The 17,739-nt window shown below is 62.0% G+C and carries 20 protein-coding genes and 1 riboswitch; of the genes, 10 read left to right on the top strand and 10 right to left on the bottom strand.

All coding sequences use genetic code 11. From position 1 onward, the window contains the following. The first annotated feature begins 124 nt into the window (after positions 1 to 124). Genes G4D79_RS27090 through G4D79_RS27080 form a run of 3 tightly spaced genes read left to right on the top strand, consistent with a single transcriptional unit; the run spans position 125 to position 3,385 of the window. The gene (locus G4D79_RS27090) at positions 125 to 1,630 is read left to right on the top strand and encodes a sensor domain-containing diguanylate cyclase (RefSeq protein ID WP_250887580.1); all 1,506 of its coding nucleotides are present in this window, start codon (positions 125 to 127) and stop codon (positions 1,628 to 1,630) included. Positions 1,631 to 1,670: 40 nt separating this feature from the next. Next, entirely contained in the window at positions 1,671 to 2,906 is a 1,236-nt protein-coding gene (gene purT / locus G4D79_RS27085) for a formate-dependent phosphoribosylglycinamide formyltransferase (protein WP_003944342.1), read from the top strand. Further along, entirely contained in the window at positions 2,903 to 3,385 is a 483-nt protein-coding gene (locus G4D79_RS27080; protein ID WP_042924222.1) for a DUF456 domain-containing protein, read from the top strand. Before purT ends, G4D79_RS27080 begins: the two co-directional genes overlap by 4 nt. On the opposite strand, the gene G4D79_RS27075 is transcribed toward G4D79_RS27080, so the two are convergent. Then, positions 3,289 to 4,128, bottom strand: a complete 840-nt coding sequence (locus G4D79_RS27075) for an amidohydrolase family protein (RefSeq protein WP_223304639.1) — start codon at positions 4,126 to 4,128, stop codon at positions 3,289 to 3,291. The genes G4D79_RS27080 and G4D79_RS27075 overlap by 97 nt on opposite strands. 109 nt (positions 4,129 to 4,237) lie before the next feature. Continuing rightward, positions 4,238 to 5,635 (bottom strand): FAD-dependent oxidoreductase, encoded by a 1,398-nt coding sequence (locus G4D79_RS27070; protein ID WP_003944405.1) that lies wholly within the window; start codon positions 5,633 to 5,635, stop codon positions 4,238 to 4,240. A 230-nt stretch (positions 5,636 to 5,865) separates the two neighbouring features. On the opposite strand from G4D79_RS27070, the gene G4D79_RS27065 reads away from it, so the two are divergent. From G4D79_RS27065 to G4D79_RS27055, 3 genes are read left to right on the top strand one after another with little or no spacing between them, the layout of a single operon-like run. Beyond that, the gene (locus tag G4D79_RS27065; protein WP_214514583.1) at positions 5,866 to 6,291 is read left to right on the top strand and encodes a hypothetical protein; all 426 of its coding nucleotides are present in this window, start codon (positions 5,866 to 5,868) and stop codon (positions 6,289 to 6,291) included. 46 nt (positions 6,292 to 6,337) lie between these two features. Further along, positions 6,338 to 6,766: a rhodanese-like domain-containing protein gene (locus G4D79_RS27060; protein WP_007726822.1), complete on the top strand. Its 429-nt coding sequence runs from the start codon at positions 6,338 to 6,340 to the stop codon at positions 6,764 to 6,766. After that, positions 6,763 to 7,986, top strand: coding sequence for an O-succinylhomoserine sulfhydrylase (locus tag G4D79_RS27055; protein WP_172403504.1), 1,224 nt, complete (start codon positions 6,763 to 6,765; stop codon positions 7,984 to 7,986). Before G4D79_RS27060 ends, G4D79_RS27055 begins: the two co-directional genes overlap by 4 nt. Before the next feature lie 43 nt (positions 7,987 to 8,029). On the opposite strand, the gene G4D79_RS27050 is transcribed toward G4D79_RS27055, so the two are convergent. From G4D79_RS27050 to G4D79_RS27015, 8 genes are all read right to left on the bottom strand, one after another. Next, entirely contained in the window at positions 8,030 to 8,626 is a 597-nt protein-coding gene (locus G4D79_RS27050) for an alternate-type signal peptide domain-containing protein (protein WP_054782213.1), read from the bottom strand. Beyond that, positions 8,626 to 10,215 carry a signal peptidase I gene (locus G4D79_RS27045; RefSeq protein ID WP_214514582.1) on the bottom strand — a complete coding sequence of 530 codons (1,590 nt, stop codon included), beginning with the start codon at positions 10,213 to 10,215 and terminating at the stop codon, positions 8,626 to 8,628. The genes G4D79_RS27050 and G4D79_RS27045 overlap by 1 nt, the downstream gene beginning before the upstream one ends. A 5-nt stretch (positions 10,216 to 10,220) precedes the next feature. Then, complete coding sequence (locus G4D79_RS27040) at positions 10,221 to 10,778, bottom strand: SipW-dependent-type signal peptide-containing protein (protein WP_214514581.1); 558 nt, start codon at positions 10,776 to 10,778, stop codon at positions 10,221 to 10,223. A gap of 28 nt (positions 10,779 to 10,806) precedes the next feature. Further along, positions 10,807 to 11,451 carry a signal peptidase I gene (locus tag G4D79_RS27035; RefSeq protein ID WP_214514580.1) on the bottom strand — a complete coding sequence of 215 codons (645 nt, stop codon included), beginning with the start codon at positions 11,449 to 11,451 and terminating at the stop codon, positions 10,807 to 10,809. Then, positions 11,448 to 12,014, bottom strand: coding sequence for a hypothetical protein (locus G4D79_RS27030; RefSeq protein ID WP_064443278.1), 567 nt, complete (start codon positions 12,012 to 12,014; stop codon positions 11,448 to 11,450). The genes G4D79_RS27035 and G4D79_RS27030 overlap by 4 nt, the downstream gene beginning before the upstream one ends. Before the next feature lie 4 nt (positions 12,015 to 12,018). Continuing rightward, positions 12,019 to 12,576, bottom strand: coding sequence for an alternate-type signal peptide domain-containing protein (locus tag G4D79_RS27025; protein ID WP_047269467.1), 558 nt, complete (start codon positions 12,574 to 12,576; stop codon positions 12,019 to 12,021). A gap of 290 nt (positions 12,577 to 12,866) precedes the next feature. Then, the gene (locus tag G4D79_RS27020) at positions 12,867 to 13,682 is read right to left on the bottom strand and encodes an HAD-IIA family hydrolase (protein WP_003944345.1); all 816 of its coding nucleotides are present in this window, start codon (positions 13,680 to 13,682) and stop codon (positions 12,867 to 12,869) included. A gap of 37 nt (positions 13,683 to 13,719) precedes the next feature. Further along, on the bottom strand, positions 13,720 to 14,487 hold the full coding sequence (locus G4D79_RS27015; RefSeq protein WP_003944404.1) for a sulfite exporter TauE/SafE family protein: 768 nt from the start codon (positions 14,485 to 14,487) through the stop codon (positions 13,720 to 13,722). A gap of 199 nt (positions 14,488 to 14,686) precedes the next feature. Further along, positions 14,687 to 14,781: riboswitch (SAM riboswitch) on the top strand. A gap of 7 nt (positions 14,782 to 14,788) precedes the next feature. On the opposite strand from G4D79_RS27015, the gene G4D79_RS35425 reads away from it, so the two are divergent. The 4 genes from G4D79_RS35425 to G4D79_RS27000 all read left to right on the top strand — a co-directional run bounded on the left by G4D79_RS35425 (position 14,789) and on the right by G4D79_RS27000 (position 17,739). Beyond that, on the top strand, positions 14,789 to 14,866 hold the full coding sequence (locus G4D79_RS35425) for a putative leader peptide (RefSeq protein WP_350318888.1): 78 nt from the start codon (positions 14,789 to 14,791) through the stop codon (positions 14,864 to 14,866). Positions 14,867 to 14,976: 110 nt separating this feature from the next. Further along, positions 14,977 to 15,951 carry an amino acid ABC transporter permease gene (locus G4D79_RS27010; RefSeq protein ID WP_003944440.1) on the top strand — a complete coding sequence of 325 codons (975 nt, stop codon included), beginning with the start codon at positions 14,977 to 14,979 and terminating at the stop codon, positions 15,949 to 15,951. Beyond that, a complete protein-coding gene (locus G4D79_RS27005) occupies positions 15,948 to 16,733 on the top strand; it encodes an amino acid ABC transporter ATP-binding protein (protein WP_020968833.1) in 786 nt (261 codons plus the stop codon). The genes G4D79_RS27010 and G4D79_RS27005 overlap by 4 nt, the downstream gene beginning before the upstream one ends. A gap of 34 nt (positions 16,734 to 16,767) precedes the next feature. Continuing rightward, entirely contained in the window at positions 16,768 to 17,739 is a 972-nt protein-coding gene (locus tag G4D79_RS27000; RefSeq protein ID WP_063314821.1) for an ABC transporter substrate-binding protein, read from the top strand.

The raw sequence follows: 17,739 nt of genomic DNA, 5'->3' as shown, positions 1-17,739 counted from the left end.
TTGGCATGTGAACACAGAACTGTGAGTGGCAGCACCTGCGTACGATGGTTCGACGACATCGGCATACGGTCACCGCGACGTCCGGTGCTCCCGAATTCAGAGGTAGCCGACCGCGAGGTGACGCATGGTAGGGACGAGTCGCTTTCTGCGCCTTCTCCTAGTGCTGGCCGTTGTACTTGCGGCTTCGTTGATCGGCATCCTCACGCGCCCACCAGGTTTGCTCGCGACATTCTGGTGCGCCAACGCCATTCTGCTGGGAATGATGGTCAGATGGCCGGTCCTGATCGAATGGCGGACGTGGATCGCTGCGGCTGTCGGATACGTCTGCGCTGACCTGATTACGGGCAACTCGCTCTCGCTTGCGGTGCAGTTGAACGGGGCCAACCTCGCCGGAGTGACGCTCGGTGTTCTCGTTCTGTACTACTTGAAGCGCACACCGTTCCGATTGGTCGATTCGCAGTCGCTGGTATGGATGGTCTTCGTCTCGTTCGTCGCGGCGACTGGTACCGCGGCCACGGCCGGCGCCTTGGACCGGCTCTTACGCGGTCAGTCCTTTGCCGACACGTTTTTTCACTGGGGTGCCACCGAGGTCATGGCGTACCTGCTGGTCCTTCCTCTCATTCTCACTCTCTCCATCCCGTCGAGCCTTGCCGAGTTCCGCAGGAAACTGACCGCCAGAACTGTCGCCGCTATGAGCGTTCCGCTACTCGCCACTGCAGCCTGCGTGCCGATCGCCCTCAGTATCGAAGGGCCGATTGCGCTGGTCCTTCCGATTCCGGCTCTCCTCTGGTGTGCCACTCGCATCTCGGTTCCGAGCACTGCCTTCGTTTCAGTGGTCTGGTCGGTGTGGTCACTCATGATGGCGGGTAGCGGTCGACTCGACATCGGAGATCAAGCCGCCTCGACGTGGAACGAGGACGTCATCACGTCCATAGCGGTCACCCTGATCGCGTTGGGGCCGATAGCGGTTGCCTGTGCGACCGAGGAACGCCGTGCTGCCGAGCGTGAGCTCTTCCTTGCCGTCGAATTCGACCATCTGACCGGGGTCCTCTCGCGCGGTGCGTTCCTCGGCCACGCGGAAGCGGAACTTGCCGACGCGGCTCGCACACAATCTCCGGTCGGCCTTCTGATGCTCGACCTGGACCACTTCAAGAGCATCAACGACACGCATGGACATATGACCGGTGACAGCGTTCTCGCGAACTTCGCCGAGCGGGCCGCTGACCGATTGTCGGACGGCGATCTGATCGGAAGGCTCGGCGGCGAGGAGTTCGCCGTTCTGCTTCCGGACTGCAGCTACGCGCGAGCAATCGATGTCGCCGAGGCGGTCCGCGGCGCGCAAGTCGAGTACTCGGCCGAATCAGATGTGACGAGCACCGTCAGCGTCGGCGTCGCGTGGGTCGATCATGCGACGCCGGCGCTGTCGACCCTCATGAGCGTCGCAGACGAGGCTCTGTACGACGCCAAGCGTGCTGGGCGCAACCTCGTGAAAGTGCACCGCGTCGGCAACGACACCGTGCCGCAACGGAATTCCGAGCCGGACACTGCCACCCGCACCTATCGCAAACCTGCGCTACCCCGAACGATCCGGCGAGGATTTGGCCGCGAAGGTGTGGTGGACGGCCGATAACCGCGCTGACCTGCATCGGGATTGGCATATAGTCGCACCCATGCAGCTTGATTCGACGCCTTCGCCCCTGCCGACGCTTCCGCTCCGATTCGGAACCCCACTGACCGAGAACTCCATCCGCGTGATGATGTTGGGATCAGGCGAGTTGGGTAAGGAAGTTGTCATCGCGCTGCAGCGTCTGGGCGTCGAAGTGATTGCGGTGGATCGGTATCCCGATGCCCCTGGGCACCAGGTGGCTCATCGTGCTCATACCGTCGACATGACCGATCCGGAAGCACTGCTTGCCGTCATCGAGTTGGAAAAGCCTCACTTCGTGGTTCCCGAGATCGAGGCCATCGCGACGGATGCGCTTGCACTCGTCGAAGAACGCGGGGGTGCGGTGGTCATTCCGACCGCCCGAGCCACCCAGCTCACGATGAACCGTGAGGGAATCCGTCGGCTCGCGGCCGAGGAGTTGGGCCTGCCCACTTCGCCGTACGCTTTCGCGGACTCGCTTGCCGAAGTGCAGGCAGCGACAGACCGAATCGGTTTCCCGTGCGTCATCAAGCCAGTCATGTCCTCGTCGGGGAAGGGACAGTCGACGGTTCGATCCGCCGAAGATCTCGACGCCGCATGGGATTACGCGATGGCCGGAGGTCGTGTGAATCACGGCCGGGTGATCGTCGAAGGCTTTGTCGATTTCGATTACGAGATAACGCAATTGACAGTTCGAGCCGTCGGTGAGAGCGGTCAGGTCGAGACGTCGTTCTGCGAACCGATCGGGCACCTGCAGGAGGCCGGAGACTACATCGAATCGTGGCAGCCGCAGCAGATGTCCGCGGTTGCCCTCGCCTCGGCCCGAGACGTCGCCGAGAAGGTGACCACGGCTCTGGGCGGGCGAGGCATCTTCGGCGTCGAGCTATTCGTGAAAGGCGACGACGTCTTCTTCTCCGAAGTGAGCCCACGGCCGCACGACACCGGATTGGTGACTCTGCGGACGCAGCGACTTTCGGAGTTCGAACTGCATGCCCGCGCGATCCTGGGCTTGCCGGTCGACACGACGCTCACGTCTCCGGGAGCATCGGCAGTGATCTACGGCGGAGTGGAGGCAAAGGGGATCGGATTCGACGGCGTCGCCGAGGCGCTCGCGGTTCCCGAGACGGACCTGCGGCTCTTCGGCAAGCCGGAGAGCTTCACGCGTCGTCGCATGGGTGTTGCAGTGTCGACGGCCGCCGATGTGCCTACTGCACGCGACCGTGCTCGCGAGGCTGCGTCGAAGGTGCGTCCCGTCGGATGAGTCCAGCGGCCGAGGTCCTCGTCGGGCTGGTCATCCTGGTCGGTCTGATCGGTGTCGTCGTTCCGATTCTCCCGGGGACGCTTCTCGTTTTCGGTGCAATTCTGGTGTGGGCGATCATGACCGGTGGTGCCACGGCGTGGACGGTGTTCGCGCTGTCCGCGCTGGCACTGGTGGTCACCGGGATCGTGAAGTACACGTGGCCGGGAAAGCGGATGAAGTCCGGGGGAGTGCCCAACCTGTCGGTGGTGGTCGGCGGCGTCGTCGGCATCATCGGGTTCTTCGTGATTCCGGTCGTGGGGTTGTTCCTCGGATTCATCGTTGGAACGTATTTCGCGGAACTAGCGCGGCTGCGCCGTTACGACATCGCTTGGTCGTCGACGCTTCACGCGGTGAAGGCAGTCGGATTGTCCATGCTGGTGGAACTGTTCGGAGCGCTGATCGCGGCGGGGCTGTGGCTGGGAGCCGTTGCGTTCACCTGAGCGCAGCGGTACCAGGAGCGGGCGTTGTCGCACATGACCGCGGGCAGGTCGTCGCCGACAGCGTCGGCGATCACGTCCAGGTCGTGGACCTCGAACGCTCGACGTGCCCGTGTACCGGGTAGATCGGTGCCGAACATCAGCGCAGCGGGATTGACCGCGTGGATCTGGCGCAGCACATCGCTGACGTCGGAGATGGTGGTGCGGCCGAACCCGGTGGCTTTGACGCGCACTCCGCGGTCGACGAGGTTGAGGAGATACGGCAGTCCGCGGGTGGACATTCCCAAATGGTCGATGCTCACCGCGGGCAATTTGGCGAAGACCGGTTCCAACGACAGCAACAGCGTGGCATCGACGTAGAACTCGGCGTGCCAGCCGACCAGATCGAATGCGCGGTTGGCGAGATCGGCGAGTAGACGCAGGTCGGTGGCGCCTCGGCGCAGGTTGAACCGGACGGCGCGCACTCCCAGCGCGTCCAGCGCAACGATGTCTTCGTCCGTCGCATCGAGTGGCAAAGCAGTGACGCCCACCCAGCCTTCACCGAGTTCGGACAAGGCAGCTTTCAGGTATTCCTGGTCATTGCCCTGGTACGACGCGGTCACTACCGCGCCGCCGTCAACGCTGAGGCCCTTCAGCGAGGCAATCCGGGCCCGGTAATCGGCCACGGTGAAGGGCTCAGGCAGGTACCCGTGATTCTCGACCAGCGGGAAGCGCGGGTCGATGATATGCACATGGGCGTCAAACACGGGGTCTATTTTGCCCTGTTGCCCTGGGTCCCTGCACACACCACCGGCCCGATGTGACCTGGGTCGCGTCGGGCCGGTGGAGGGCTTCTGTTCAGTTACTTCCGCGCACTCAGTTCGCGCGGTCGGGCTCGGATGCCTTCAGCATGTCGTGACGCTCGACGACCTTGATGCGCTCACGGCCCTCGGGCTCGCCCAGGCTGCGCTCGTGCGCGTCGAGGCGGTACCAGCCCTGCCAGGTCGTGTACGGAACCTGCTTGCCTTCGAGGAACTCGATGACTGCGTTCTCGTCGGGGTTCGCGGCGCCCGCGAAGTCGACGGAATCCTCGAGAAGATTCGCGACGGTTTCGTTGGCGTCGCCCTTGGTGTGGCCGATGAGGCCGACGGGGCCGCGCTTGATCCAGCCGGTGACGTAGGTGGCCGGCATGAACCGGGCTGCGCCCTCGGCGTTGTCGTCGGCGACGACGCGTCCGGCGTCGTTGGGGACGGTGCCGGCCTGGTCGTCGAACGGCAACTGCGTGATGTTCTGCGAGAGGTAACCGACGGCGCGGTACACGGCCTGGACATCCCAGTCCTTGTACGTGCCGGTGCCCTTGACGTTGCCGGTGCCGTCGAGCTGAGTGCGCTCGGTGCGCAGGCCGACGACCTTGCCGTCTTCACCGAGGATCTCCGTGGGAGATTCGAAGAAGTGCAGGAACAGCTTGTGAGGACGGGCTCCGACGTCGCGAATTGCCCAGTCCTGCAGCGTATTCGCAACCATGTCGACCTGCTTGGAGTTGCGGCGAGCCTGCTCGGAACCCTCGTCGTAGTCGATGTCCTCGGGGTCGACGATGACCTCGATGGTCGGCGAGTGGTCGAGTTCGCGCAGTTCGAGAGGGGTGAACTTGGCCTGGGCCGGGCCGCGGCGTCCGAAGACGTGAACCTCGACGGCCTTGTTGTTCTTGAGGCCCTCGTAGACGTTGGCGGGGATCTCGGTCGGCAGCAGTTCGTCGCCGGTCTTGGCGAGAACGCGGGCGATGTCGAGCGCAACGTTGCCGACGCCGAGGACGGCGACCTTCTCGGCTTCGAGCGGCCACGTACGCGGTACGTCGGGGTGGCCGTCGTACCAGGAGACGAAGTCGGCCGCGCCGTAGCTGCCGTCGAGTTCGATACCCGGGATGCCGAGCGCACGGTCGGCGTTGGCGCCGGTGGAGAAGATGACCGCGTCGTAGAACGACTGCAGGTCGTCGAGGGTGATGTCGGTGCCGTAGTCGATGTTGCCGAGCAGGCGTACCTGAGGCTTGTCGAGCACCTTGTGCAGGGCGGTGATGATGCCCTTGATGCGCGGATGATCAGGCGCGACGCCGTAACGAATCAGGCCGAAGGGCGCGGGCATGCGCTCGAAGAGGTCGATGCTGACGCCGCGGCCGGAAACTGCGGTGTCGGATTTCATGAGGGCGTCGGCGGCGTAGATGCCGGCGGGGCCGGCGCCGACGATCGCGACCCGGAGTGGGCGGTTGGAGTCAGTCATCGTGAGGACAGCTACCTTCTTCGAAGTTCGGACAACATATCGACAAGTATCCAATTTAGCCGAACCTAAGCACAGTGCCTCGGTTGCGGCCGAACGGATCCACACTCTCACTCGATCGGTTGTGGGTAAACCTATTCTTTCCTCCCATTCTCCTGTTGTCTCGGGTATCCGGGGTAGGGGCCTGATCCTTGACGGGCCACAATTTCAAGTTGTGGGGGACTATTGGCGTTATGAGTGACGAGCTGCGCGAATCCGACAACATCGATGGCAAGAAGGCGTCTGCGGGGCCGTTCCTCTTGGCTGTCGCCATCGTCGCCTTGATCCTGGGTGGAATCTTCGTCGCATCGTGGATCTCGCCGGCCGAGGAGAACGTCACCGAGTCGGACCGCGTGAGCCGCTCCGTCACCGACTACGTCGATGCCGAGAATCGGAATGACGCGGAGACGGTCAAGACCCTGACCTGCGCGAGCTTCAATTCGAGCACTGGTCCGATGGCCGGCGTCGACGGGACGGTCGAGCTGAAGGGTGTGGACGGGGTCGCGGTCAACGGCGATCGCGCCCGGGCCGACGTGACGATCACCGGTGGCGGAGCGGGCGAGCGAGTCTCGACCTGGGCCCTGACCCGTGACGGCAACCGTTGGGTCGTCTGCAACTGACGGCCCGCTCAGGCGCTCACGGCAGTCTTGTGAAAACATGGACTACGTGAGTTACGCAGGCGATCTGACGCCGGAGCAAGCCTGGGAGCTGCTCCGCGAAAACCCCGACGCCGTGCTGGTCGACGTGCGGACCGATGCGGAGTGGAAGTACGTCGGTGTCCCCGATGTGTCCTCCCTCGGCAAGCAGGCTGCACTGATCGAATGGGTGAGCCACCCGACCGGCGCGCGCAATGACAACTTCGTCGACCAGTTGAAGGAAGCCGGCATCACTGCTGATTCCTCCGGGTCGGAGCGTCCGGTGATTTTCCTGTGTCGATCCGGACAACGTTCCATCGGTGCGGCGGAAGCTGCGACTGCGGCGGGCATCGGCCCGTCGTACAACGTGCTCGACGGGTTCGAAGGCGCATTGGGTGCCGACGGACATCGCGGACTTGTAGGTTGGCGGGCCATCGGCTTGCCATGGAGGCAGCAGTGAGCGGAATTCCCCAGGGTGGCGCATTTCAACGAGCGCTGCCGGACGACGTCGGTCTCGGCACCCTCGGTGTTCGCGGCGGACTGATGCGTACCGGGTTCGAGGAGACTTCCGAAGCGCTGTTCCTCAACTCCGGATTCGTCTACGAGAGTGCAGAAGCCGCCGAACAAGCCTTCACCGGCGAGGTGGATCATTTTGTCTACTCCCGCTACGGCAACCCGACCGTCAAGATGTTCGAAGAGCGTCTGCGTCTCATCGAAGGTGCAGAAGCCTGCTTTGCGACTGCCAGCGGAATGTCGGCAGTCTTCACGGCGTTGGGCGCACTGTTGGCCAACGGCGACCGATTGGTGGCTGCGCGCAGTCTCTTCGGATCCTGCTTCGTGGTGTGCAACGAGATTCTTCCGCGCTGGGGAGTCGAGGTCGTCTTCGTCGACGGTGAGGACAACGCGCAGTGGGAAGAGGCGCTGTCCGTGCCTACCACGGCAGTGTTCTTCGAGACGCCGTCCAACCCGATGCAATCTCTCGTCGACGTTCGACGGGTGTCGGAGCTTGCTCATGCAGCCGGTGCAAAGGTAGTGCTGGACAACGTCTTCGCGACGCCGCTTCTGCAGCGCAGCCTCGATCTGGGGGCCGACGTCGTGGTGTACTCCGGCACCAAGCACATCGACGGTCAGGGGCGCGTGCTTGGTGGCGCGATTCTCGGTACCGAGGAATACATCAGCGGTCCCGTTCGAGAACTGATGCGGCACACCGGTCCTGCGCTCAGCCCGTTCAATGCGTGGACTCTGCTCAAGGGCCTGGAGACGATGCCGGTTCGTATTCGGCACTCCGTGGCTTCGGCACTCGAGATCGCCGAATTCCTCGAAGGACACTCCGGCGTCAAGTGGGTCAAGTATCCGTACCTGACGTCGCATCCGCAGCACGAGCTCGCGAAGTCTCAGATGAGCGGTGGCGGAACGGTTGTCACGTTCGAGCTCGATGCGCCTGACGGAGAGGGCAAGAAGCGGGCGTTCGAGGTTCTCAACGGCCTGCGCGTCATCGACATCTCCAACAACTTGGGAGATTCCAAGTCGTTGATCACTCACCCCGCCACGACAACGCACCGGGCCATGGGGCCGGAAGGCCGTGCAGCAGTGGGTCTTACAGACGGCGTTGTCCGTCTGTCCGTCGGGCTCGAAGACACGGCTGATCTGTTGGCTGATCTGAAGCGAGCACTCGGCTGAATCGCTGGAGCGCCTTGCCTCGAACTTCCGACGGCAAGGCGTTCTACGGTGCGGGCGTGAGACCCAGTTGTTTGACGTCGATCGTCAACGCCGTCGTATTCAGTGTGAGACCTGAGCTTGTCGTGTCGGTGGGGTAGATCGTGAACAACACCTGCGCCGTCAGATTGGTGTTGTTCAGGGCCGACGTGACCGCGATGAGGTTCGGCGTCGGTGCTGTGCTGTCGTACAGCAGATTGTTGCTCTGATCCGTGACGTACGTGCGAAGGTCGATGTTGGCGGCTGCGAGCCCGCCGCTCAACTTGGTCTTGTCGACTGTCACGTTCGCTTTCAGACGTGGGCCGGTGGCCATCACCTTCGAATCGCAGAAATACGTGTAGTTGAATCCGGGCTTGAGCCGGTAGGTAGTGATGTCCGGGATATATACGAGTGGATTCGGATTGGTGGGCGCGTTGACGTAGACCTGCGAATACCAGCCCCCGCCGTTCGTGGTCACGCATGCTCCCAGATCCAGGGTCCCGGACTGGACAGCGGCGCTTGTCAGGGTCGCACTGTCGGTCCACTTCGCCAATGTACCCGAGCCGCCGAGCAATACAGCTCCGGCCGCGGCGACTGCCATTGCAGCCTTCGTCGTCTTCTTCATCACGGCACCAGTGCCTTGATTTCGTCCGGAAGTTCGCTCGGGGTAGGAGATTCGGCCCAGACTCCCGTTGACGTGTCGATGACGGTGACTCCGGAAGGGGTGATTACGTATAGCTGATCGGTACCGGTGAGCCAATGCAGGACAGCGTCGCTGTCAACGGGACCTCGATATACCTCAGCGCCCGATGAATTCGACACGGACACAACCGTTCCGCTGGCAGTCGAGAGCTTCTGGGCGCTGAGACCGGTCGTGGTCGCCGGGGCGTCGACGGGAACCTCGCTCGGGGTGGTCGTAGTTGGTGGCACCGTTGTCGTTGTAGCGGTCGTCGTCTGGGGCGCCGTAGTTGTAGCCGGTGACGAGGTGGTTGTCGACGGTGCAGTTGTGCTGGTGGTTGTCGACGGTGCAGTTGTGCTGGTGGTTGTCACAGCCGGCGCCAATGTCGTGGTGGGCGTGGTGGATGAGGCGGTCGTGGAAGTGACGGCCGTAGTAGGAGTGCTCGGAGCGTCTGCCGCCAGTGCCGGCGCTGCCGATCGACTGAGAGCAGATGTCCCGCTGATCGGACCGCCACACGAGTAGAGCAGGCCGACGAGAATGCTGAATTGGTAGCCGGAGTACGACGGCGTGACCGACGTGCCGCTCAGTCCATGGATTTCGATGTTGTAGGTGCCGACTATGAGCGGGAACGCGACTGTTGTACCGCCCGAGCCGTATCTCATGGAGCCTGTAGTAGACGTTGCGGTGTAGTCGTTCGACCCCAAAAGGTTTCCGCTGGCGTCGCGAGCGATGAGGCGGTATGAGCTTCCGACAGTCGCGGGCCAAGTGATCGTTACTGCGACCGGAACAACGAGCGCAAAATTCACCGCGCAACTGGCTGTGCTTGGCGACGTGGGAAAGGTTGCAGCAGTGCCGAACTGAATGCTTGTTGCCGCGGCTGTGTCGGTGTACCCCGCCTTGGTACCACCGATCTGGGACACACCGACCACCGTGAGACCGACCGTAGCCAAGGCGACGATGGCCTTGAGGGCATGGGAGTCGCCGCGTATGTCCTGACGATCCCGCTGAGGTTCCTCCGCGTCGGAAGCCTCACGTCGACGGAACGCGATGTACAGGAGCCCGCCGACGGCAATCGCACCAAGCACAAGCCCACTCGGTCCGGACAGCCAGACTGCCACGTATCCGAGGCGGTTGATGCTGAAGAAGACGCGATCGGCTTCGGTGATGACGTAGGGATCGGGATCGGCGATCGGATTTGCATCACCACGCAGTTGTGCGACGGCAAGGTTGTTGCCCTGCTGATCTATTGATTCCACACGATGGGTGATGCGCGTGCCTTGGCTGTCGGAGACGCTGACGATGTCACCGACCAGCACTTCCGAAGCAGGCACGGTGCGCGCGAATGCGAGAGCACCGGTATCGATCGTGGGTGACATCGATCCACTCCGAAAGATCAGCGGGGTGATACCGAAAGCCAGACCGGCGATGAAAATGATGATGGATACCAAGCCTGCGAGGGCTCCCAGACTGAGTAGGACTTCCCGTACCCGGTTCGGCATCGAGGCCTTTGCATGTTTTTTCGTGTGTCGAGCCATTGCCATCACACCTTTGCCGTGAAGGTCAGGACGATGTTCGACGTGCTGTTCGTCGGCGGTGTCGGTGTTGTCGGAAGCTGCACCGAGACACATAAATTCTCGGTAGCCCCGACCGCCAGTGGGCGGTCGGGGCTACCGATGGCTTGATTCGCGGTGAGTGTCAGCGCGAGCGAGGACACAACGTTGGCGCCGTCAGTGCACTTGTTGGCAACAGTTCCGTTGGAGGAAACCGTCATTCGTAGAGAAGTCGTCAACGCACCATCACTCGTAGACGTGATCGTGTACTTCAGTGGGACAGTTGCCGCTGTGCCCAGGTTGTTGACCTTGATCAGAGCGGTGTTCGAATCACCGGGAATCATTCCGGACTTGCCAAGCTCACTGAAATTCAGGGACTTGGTCAGGGTGGGCTGGGCGGTGCTGTTCAACTGCAGATTGATAGAACCCGTCGTGATGTTGCCCGAGGTTGCCGTGGCGGAAGACGTCCAGGCCGCGAGCGTGGTCACTCCGCCGACACCAAGCACCATCCCCAGCGCGAGCAGCGCGCGAAAACGCGTGCTGGTCAACAGGTGACGAATCCGATGGGCCGGACGGTCAGGGCGCGAGGGCATCGTGCTGGCCTTTCTCGATCTGGGCGGAGTCTGCGGGCGCGAAAGTTGCAGGGTCAGGAGCCAATCGGGCTCGAGCTCGCTCCTTCCGGCCGTCACGGATGCCGCTGATCATCATGTACGACGCGTACAGCAGTAGAGCGGTCACTACGATCACCACGATCACGGTGCGCTGCTCTCCCGTCAGCCAGGTGTTCACGTAACCGAGATAAGGCAGGCTGTACCAGACCTTTCCCCGGATCTGCACCGGCCGCACTTCCTTCTCGTCAGGCTCACCGTTCGCATCGCCCTGGGTGATGAAAGTTCTTTCACCCTTCTGGTTTTCACTTGTGGCGATGATCCGGTGCGTGACGACGGTCGGCTGACCCGATTCCAGCTGGTACGTAATAGGTGTACCGATCCCCAGTTCGGACGGATCGACAGGTTTGACCACTACCAGTGATCCAGGGTTGTACGTCGGGCGCATCGAACCGGTCAGAATCGTGAAGCGCTGTGCTCCGGCAAAGAAGGGAACGACAATCGTTGCGACGATGACTGCCGAAATTGCCAGCAGCAGTGTCCAGCTGACAATCGAGGTGACCCACCACAGAGGGCCGGTACGTTCACCGCGTTTGGTCGAGTGTTTTGTCATACCGGACCTGCCTGGAACGTGAAGGTGGCCTTGTTCGTTTGACCGGAGACCGCACCAGAGTCCACCGCGAGCCGCAGACACAAGACGTAGGTGCCGCCAGGCACGAGCGGATCCGGCATGTACGCCGGTGAAACCGGGTGCTGCAGCGACGCGGTCATCGGTGCTGACATCAGGGATGGAACGGCAGGAGCTGCCGTGTTCACGCCGGTCGGGCAGGCGCCTTCGTTGGCGACTCCGTACGTGGTCAACGTGAATCCCGTAAGTGCGGTCGTCGACTGCATTCGCCATTGCAGAGGATCAGTCCCCGAATTCTTGACGGTGAGCGGTGCTTGCACCGTGTTTCCCGGGACAACGGGCGTCGCGGCCGTCGTCAAGTTCGCCAGGGTGTACGCCGCACTGGTTCCGGCAGTTGTACCAACCGTGAGGTTGACGCTGGCGGCTGTCGCCGTACCGCCATTCGCGCTCGCCGAATCGGACCACAGCGCGAGCGACTGCTGTGACGATGCAAACACCGCTACAGCAGCCACCGCGACTGCGATCGCTCCCCAGACCTTTTTCCTCATGAAATTACGGGGCCGGTGTCAGTGCTGTCTGAGTGACGACCAACTTCATCGCCGACAAGTTCAGCGACTGGTTCTGCGCGACCTGATTGGCCACCTCGTTGAAGTTCAGCCGGACTCCGACGTGGACGATCGTTCCGTTCTGGGCTTTGGTGATCTGCGAAATCGGGTTGCCACCAGTGTCCTTGATTGTCGTCACGGGCACGACAGCAGCGGCAAGCTCGGCGCTGTTCGCACCCGGAACGATTCCGGCCGTATCAGCGGTCAGAACAGCCGCGAGACGATCGCCCACTGCGGTCACAGTGACGTCGCAGGTGTATTCGATGCTTTCGGTCGTGACGATGCGGTAGGCCGAAATGTTGGTGATCGCGGTCTTCGTCGGGTTGAGGGAGTTCCAACCCCCGCCGACCGGTGCGCAAGAGCTCAGGTCGAGGGCGCCGGACGTGACGGGCCCGCCGCCACTGACGTCGGCCGAATCGCTCCAGACTGCGAGCGAGCCGGCACCGCCGAGGAGGAGGGCACCGGCCGCCGCAGCAGCGATCGCACCCTTGGTCTGCTTCTTCATGAAAATCTCATTTCATGTCTGGGACCCGAAATGGGGCCATTCAGACATGAGTATCAGACACGGCAAACGATTCGTTACCACTTTTCGAAAAATCAATTTTACGACTGGAGTCCAACTGTCACTCGGTGTCGAAATGATCTTTGACCTGCGTCTAACTACTCGTTTGTAAGTTTGGTGCGAATAAAACCGTTGGTTTGTTCAGTTGGACAAAGCGGACGAGTCGGAACTTGGCAAATCTGCTGTTTTTTACCAGTTAATTACCGAGTTTCGGTTTTGTTTTGCAATTTGAATCAATTGTTTGTGTTGCTACGGAATGGATCGGTTGTTGTTCCCACAAGATCGGCGACCGACTCGAGGACGATGGTCGGGCGGTAGGGATAGAGCTCTACCGACGCGCGGGTCGAGATCCCGGTCATCACCAGAATCGTCTGCAGTCCGGCTTCGAGGCCACAGACGATGTCGGTGTCCATGCGGTCGCCGATCATCAACGTATTGGCGGAATGAGCGCCGATGGACCGCAGGGCTGAGCGCATCATCAAGGCGTTGGGCTTGCCGACGTAGTAGGGATCGCGTCCGGTTGCCTTGGTGATGAGTGCCGCGACAGAGCCGGTGGCCGGCAGCGAGCCGTCTCGCGACGGTCCAGTGGCGTCCGGGTTGGTGGCGATGAACCGCGATCCACGCTCGACCAGGCGAATGGCGGTGGTGATTGCCTCGAAGGAGTACGTTCGCGTCTCGCCGAGGACGACGTAGTCGGGGTCGCTGTCCGTCAGGACGTAACCGATGTCGTGCAGGGCAGTGGTCAGGCCCGATTCGCCGACCACGTAGGCGCTGCCGCCCGGCCGCTGGTTGGCCAGGAACGTCGCGGTTGCGAGCGCTGACGTCCAGATCGACTTCTCCGGGATGTCGAGTCCCGAATTGAGCAGGCGTGCTCGCAGGTCACGCGGGGTGCGGATGGAGTTGTTGGTGAGCACCATGTACGGGATGTCGTTCGACGCCAGCTCTGCCAAGAACGTGTCCGCTCCAGGTATCAAGTGCTCCTCGTGGACGAGAACCCCGTCCATGTCCATGAGGTAGGTCCAACCGGTCTGATCTTCTGTACTGGTCATTACTCCAGTATGTGCGGGTGGCGCCCGATGTGGGCGGTCAAGCGAGAAGGCGCCACAGTCCGATCAGGCCGACGACGACAATCGTGTATCGCAATGCAGTGGGGGACAGGCGCCGTCCGTAGCGGGCACCGAGAACGCCACCACCGAGTGAGCCGACGGCGATCAAACCGGCTGCTGCCCAATTGATCTGATCGAATGCCAGAGTGATGTACATCCCTGCTGCAACGATGTTGACGAGCAGCGACAGCAGGTTCTTCGCGCCATTCATGCGCTGGAGGGTTTCCGGGAGGATGGCACCCATCACACCGATGAGAAGGATGCCCTGCGCGGCAGTGAAGTACCCGCCGTAGATGCCGACTGCAAAAGTGCCGGCGGTCAGGAGCATCAGCCTCTTGGTGGACAGCGTCGTTTCTTCGGTGGAACGCTTCTTGGCCCACGCCTGGATGCGTGGTTGGAGGAGGACGAGCGCGAGAGCGAGGACCAGCAGCACCGGAACGATGGTCTCGAACAGTTTCTCGGGTAGATGCATGAGCAACCACGAACCGAGTAGTGCCCCGGCGAGTGACGCCGGAATCTGCCACTTCAGTCGATCCCACTGTCCGGACAGCTCACGTCGGTAGCCCCAGGTACCCGAAACTCCGCCGGCGACGAGCCCGACCGCGTTGGACATGGTTGCGGTCACGGGCGGCATGCCGAAGGCGACCAGCGTCGGGAACGTGATCAGCGTTCCACTGCCGACCACGGCGTTGATCGCGCCCGCGCCGATACCGGCCAACAAGATGAAGAAAGCGTCGAGTCCACTCACTCCGCAGACGGTACGGCAGAGGAAAAGTCAGTCCGGACGGCGGTCCCGGTCTTCATTCGAACGCTCCATTCAACACGCCGAACGCGGCTGCGGACACCGTTGGAATCAATGCGATTTCAACATCGTGGACCCTTCATTTCCCTTGCAGTGCAGGGAAATACAACATTTGACGACTCGACATTTCGCGTCTAGTCTTTGCTCACCATCCAGAGCGACCGAGAGACCTGGCTCGTCGACGTCGCAGCAACCCCCCGAGTGATCGGGAGCGGGTGCTACCGCCAGGACCGATGGAAGGCATCACATGGGTACCACTTCGCACGCTGCGCACAAGCGACGTCACATCGATCTGTGCCGCACCGCTTCGTGTCACTGTCGCTGACCGAACTCTCGTCGTCTTCGCATCTCGAGCTCACCAACTCGAGGACACAGCTGCGTTCCCATTTCCCCGAAAGGTCTATTCGTGATGTCCACTCCGTCAGGTAGCGCGCCGTGAGCGCGCCCACCGATGTCCGCCCCGAAAAGTCGGTGTCCGAGTCGCAACTTCCCGACTCGGAGCTTGTCGTCGCTCGCACCTGGCACCCGCTGCGCTGGGTGATCAGTGCGGTCGTGCTGGTCCTGCTTGCTCAGTTCATCCACGGGCTCGTCGTCAACCCCGGCTGGGACTGGCCGACGTTCGCGCAGTACTTCACCGCGAAATCAGTGCTCGCCGCGTTGTGGATGACGATCAAACTGACCTTGTGGGGGACGATCCTCGGTTTCGGTCTCGGTGTCTTCCTGGCGCTCGGTCGGTTGTCGAAGAATCCGGTCCTGCAGGTGATCGCCTGGACCTACATCTGGGCCTTCCGCTCGATTCCACTCATCGTGCAGCTGCTCTTCTGGTTCAACATCACTTACCTGTACCAGACACTTTCTCTCGGAATACCTTTCGGGCCCGAGTTCTTCACCTTCCAGGTCAGCGGTGTGATCGGCGGATTCACCGCAGCAGTCATCGGTTTGGCGCTGCACCAGGCTGCATACTCGGCCGAGATCATTCGCTCCGGAATCATCTCGGTGGATCACGGTCAGATCGAAGCTGCTCACTCGCTCGGCATTCCGCGCAGTCGCCAGTTCTTCAAGATCGTTCTCCCGCAGGCAATGCGGGCGATCCTCCCCAACGCCGCCAACGAGGTCATCGGACTCTTCAAGGGAACGTCGATCGTCTCCACCATGGCAATCGCCGAACTGTTCTACCAGGTGCAGGTCATCTTCGGCCGCAACGGACGAGTCGTGCCCCTGCTGATGGTCGCCACGATCTGGTACATCATCCTCACGACATTGCTCTCGATCGGTCAGTACTACGTGGAGCGCCACTATGCACGAGGATCCGCTCGTGCTCTTCCGTTGACTCCGGTACAGAAGGCGCGCAAGAAGTTCGAAGAGATTCGCGATGCGCGTCTCGATATTCCGAGAGGTGCTACCCGATGACCGCAGAACTGGCCGAAGAGACGGTGTACGCCGTCGAAGCGCGCGGAATTCACAAGTCCTTCGGCACGCTGGAAGTACTTGCCGGCGTTGATCTCCTGGTTCGCAAGGGCGAAGTGACCGTCATTCTCGGTCCGTCGGGTTCCGGTAAGTCCACCTTGCTGCGAACCCTCAATCACCTCGAAAAAGTCGACCGCGGAACCGTACGGATCGACGGAGAGCTGATCGGATACCGGCGCAAGGGAAATCGACTCCACGAACTGCGTGACCGCGAGATCCTGAAACAGCGTTCGCACATCGGATTCGTGTTCCAGAACTTCAACCTGTTTCCGCACCTGACCGCATTGGAAAACGTGGTGGAAGCGCCGCTCTCGGCCCAGAAGCGTGATCGTGACGAGGTGTACCGCGAGGCCCGCGCGCTGCTCGAGCGAGTGGGAGTGGGGGACAAGGCGGACGAGTATCCGCGCCAACTCTCCGGTGGCCAGCAACAGCGCGTCGCGATAGCGCGAGCGCTGGCACTGCGGCCGGCGGTCATTCTCTTCGACGAGCCGACGTCGGCGCTCGACCCGGAACTGGTGGGCGAGGTTCTCGAAGTCCTGGCTCAGCTGGCCCGTGACGGCGCCACCTTGGTGATCGTCACACACGAGGTCGGATTTGCTCGGGAAGTGGCGGACACTGCGGTCTTCATGGACGGCGGCGTCATCGTCGAACAGGGCCCGCCTTCGCAGGTGATCGACAATCCGGTCCACGAACGGACCAAAGCCTTTCTCTCCCGCGTCCTCTGACGCGACCCAGACTCTTTCCCGGAAGGAAAAATTGATGTTCTCCACATCCCGTCGCGCGACTTTTCTGATCTCGGCGCTTGCCACCGTCGGATTGCTCAGCGCTGCATGCAGCAGCGCGGACGCCGAGTCCGACGGCGCCCAGGTCACCGCTGCTGCGGGTTACAACCTCACGGCCGATCAGAACCGCATCAGCACCGACAAGGTGGATTCCATCGCCGCCGAGCTACCTCAGGACATCCGCGATCGTGGCACGCTGCGCGTCACCGGTAGTGCCGGTTCCGCTCCGCCGCTCCGTTTCTACGCCGACGACGACACCACCCTCATCGGTTCCGAGACCGACTTCGCCTATCTGATCGGTGACGTTCTCGGCTTGAAGGTCGACCTGCAGACAGCAGATTGGGCACAGAACTTCGTCCGGATCGACTCCGGTGAGGCCGACGCCTTCCTCTCCAATGTGACTGTCACAGAGGAGCGTAAGGAGAAGTACGACTTCGCGACCTACCGTCTCGACACCCTCGCCTTCGAAGCCAAGAAGGGTGCCGGAATCTCCATCAAGGAACCCAAGGACGTCGCGGGCAAGAAGATCGCCGTCTCCTCGGGCACCAATCAGGAAGCGCTGCTGGTCAAGTGGAGTGAGCAGAACGTCGCGGCCGGCCTGGCGCCTACCGACATCTCCTACTACCAGAACACCACCGACTACTACCTCCCGCTGCAGTCCGGCCGGATCGACGCCTACTTCGGCCCGAACCCGTCGTCGCAGTTCCACGCCAAGCAGTCGGGGGAGACCGAGGTTGTCGGTGAGTTCTCCGGGGCCGGCGACACCCTGCAGGGGCAGATCGCGGTGCTGGTGAAGAAGGACAACGGCCTGATCAAGGCGATCAACGACGCGATCAACCACACGATCGAGAACGGCACGTACCAGCAGATCCTCGAGCGCTGGAACATCACCAGCGAAGCCGTCGACACGTCCCTGATCAACCCGCCCGGCCTTCCGAAGACCAAGTGA

Origin of the sequence: Rhodococcus sp. WY5, assembly GCF_018588185.1 — a bacterium.
GTDB lineage: Bacteria > Actinomycetota > Actinomycetes > Mycobacteriales > Mycobacteriaceae > Rhodococcus_F > Rhodococcus_F qingshengii.
This window is presented reverse-complemented; position numbering and strand designations above follow the sequence as displayed.

Coding starts and splice junctions, on each gene's coding strand:
- G4D79_RS27020 (WP_003944345.1), bottom strand. CDS start 13,682: ATGACCAGTACAGAAGATCAGACCGGTTGGACCTACCTCATGGACATG.
- G4D79_RS27065 (WP_214514583.1), top strand. CDS start 5,866: ATGAGTGACGAGCTGCGCGAATCCGACAACATCGATGGCAAGAAGGCG.
- G4D79_RS27050 (WP_054782213.1), bottom strand. CDS start 8,626: ATGAAGAAGACGACGAAGGCTGCAATGGCAGTCGCCGCGGCCGGAGCT.
- purT (WP_003944342.1), top strand. CDS start 1,671: ATGCAGCTTGATTCGACGCCTTCGCCCCTGCCGACGCTTCCGCTCCGA.
- G4D79_RS27000 (WP_063314821.1), top strand. CDS start 16,768: ATGTTCTCCACATCCCGTCGCGCGACTTTTCTGATCTCGGCGCTTGCC.
- G4D79_RS27080 (WP_042924222.1), top strand. CDS start 2,903: ATGAGTCCAGCGGCCGAGGTCCTCGTCGGGCTGGTCATCCTGGTCGGT.
- G4D79_RS27090 (WP_250887580.1), top strand. CDS start 125: ATGGTAGGGACGAGTCGCTTTCTGCGCCTTCTCCTAGTGCTGGCCGTT.
- G4D79_RS27030 (WP_064443278.1), bottom strand. CDS start 12,014: ATGAGGAAAAAGGTCTGGGGAGCGATCGCAGTCGCGGTGGCTGCTGTA.
- G4D79_RS27070 (WP_003944405.1), bottom strand. CDS start 5,635: ATGACTGACTCCAACCGCCCACTCCGGGTCGCGATCGTCGGCGCCGGC.
- G4D79_RS27045 (WP_214514582.1), bottom strand. CDS start 10,215: ATGGCTCGACACACGAAAAAACATGCAAAGGCCTCGATGCCGAACCGG.
- G4D79_RS27025 (WP_047269467.1), bottom strand. CDS start 12,576: ATGAAGAAGCAGACCAAGGGTGCGATCGCTGCTGCGGCGGCCGGTGCC.
- G4D79_RS27035 (WP_214514580.1), bottom strand. CDS start 11,451: ATGACAAAACACTCGACCAAACGCGGTGAACGTACCGGCCCTCTGTGG.
- G4D79_RS27005 (WP_020968833.1), top strand. CDS start 15,948: ATGACCGCAGAACTGGCCGAAGAGACGGTGTACGCCGTCGAAGCGCGC.
- G4D79_RS35425 (WP_350318888.1), top strand. CDS start 14,789: ATGGGTACCACTTCGCACGCTGCGCACAAGCGACGTCACATCGATCTG.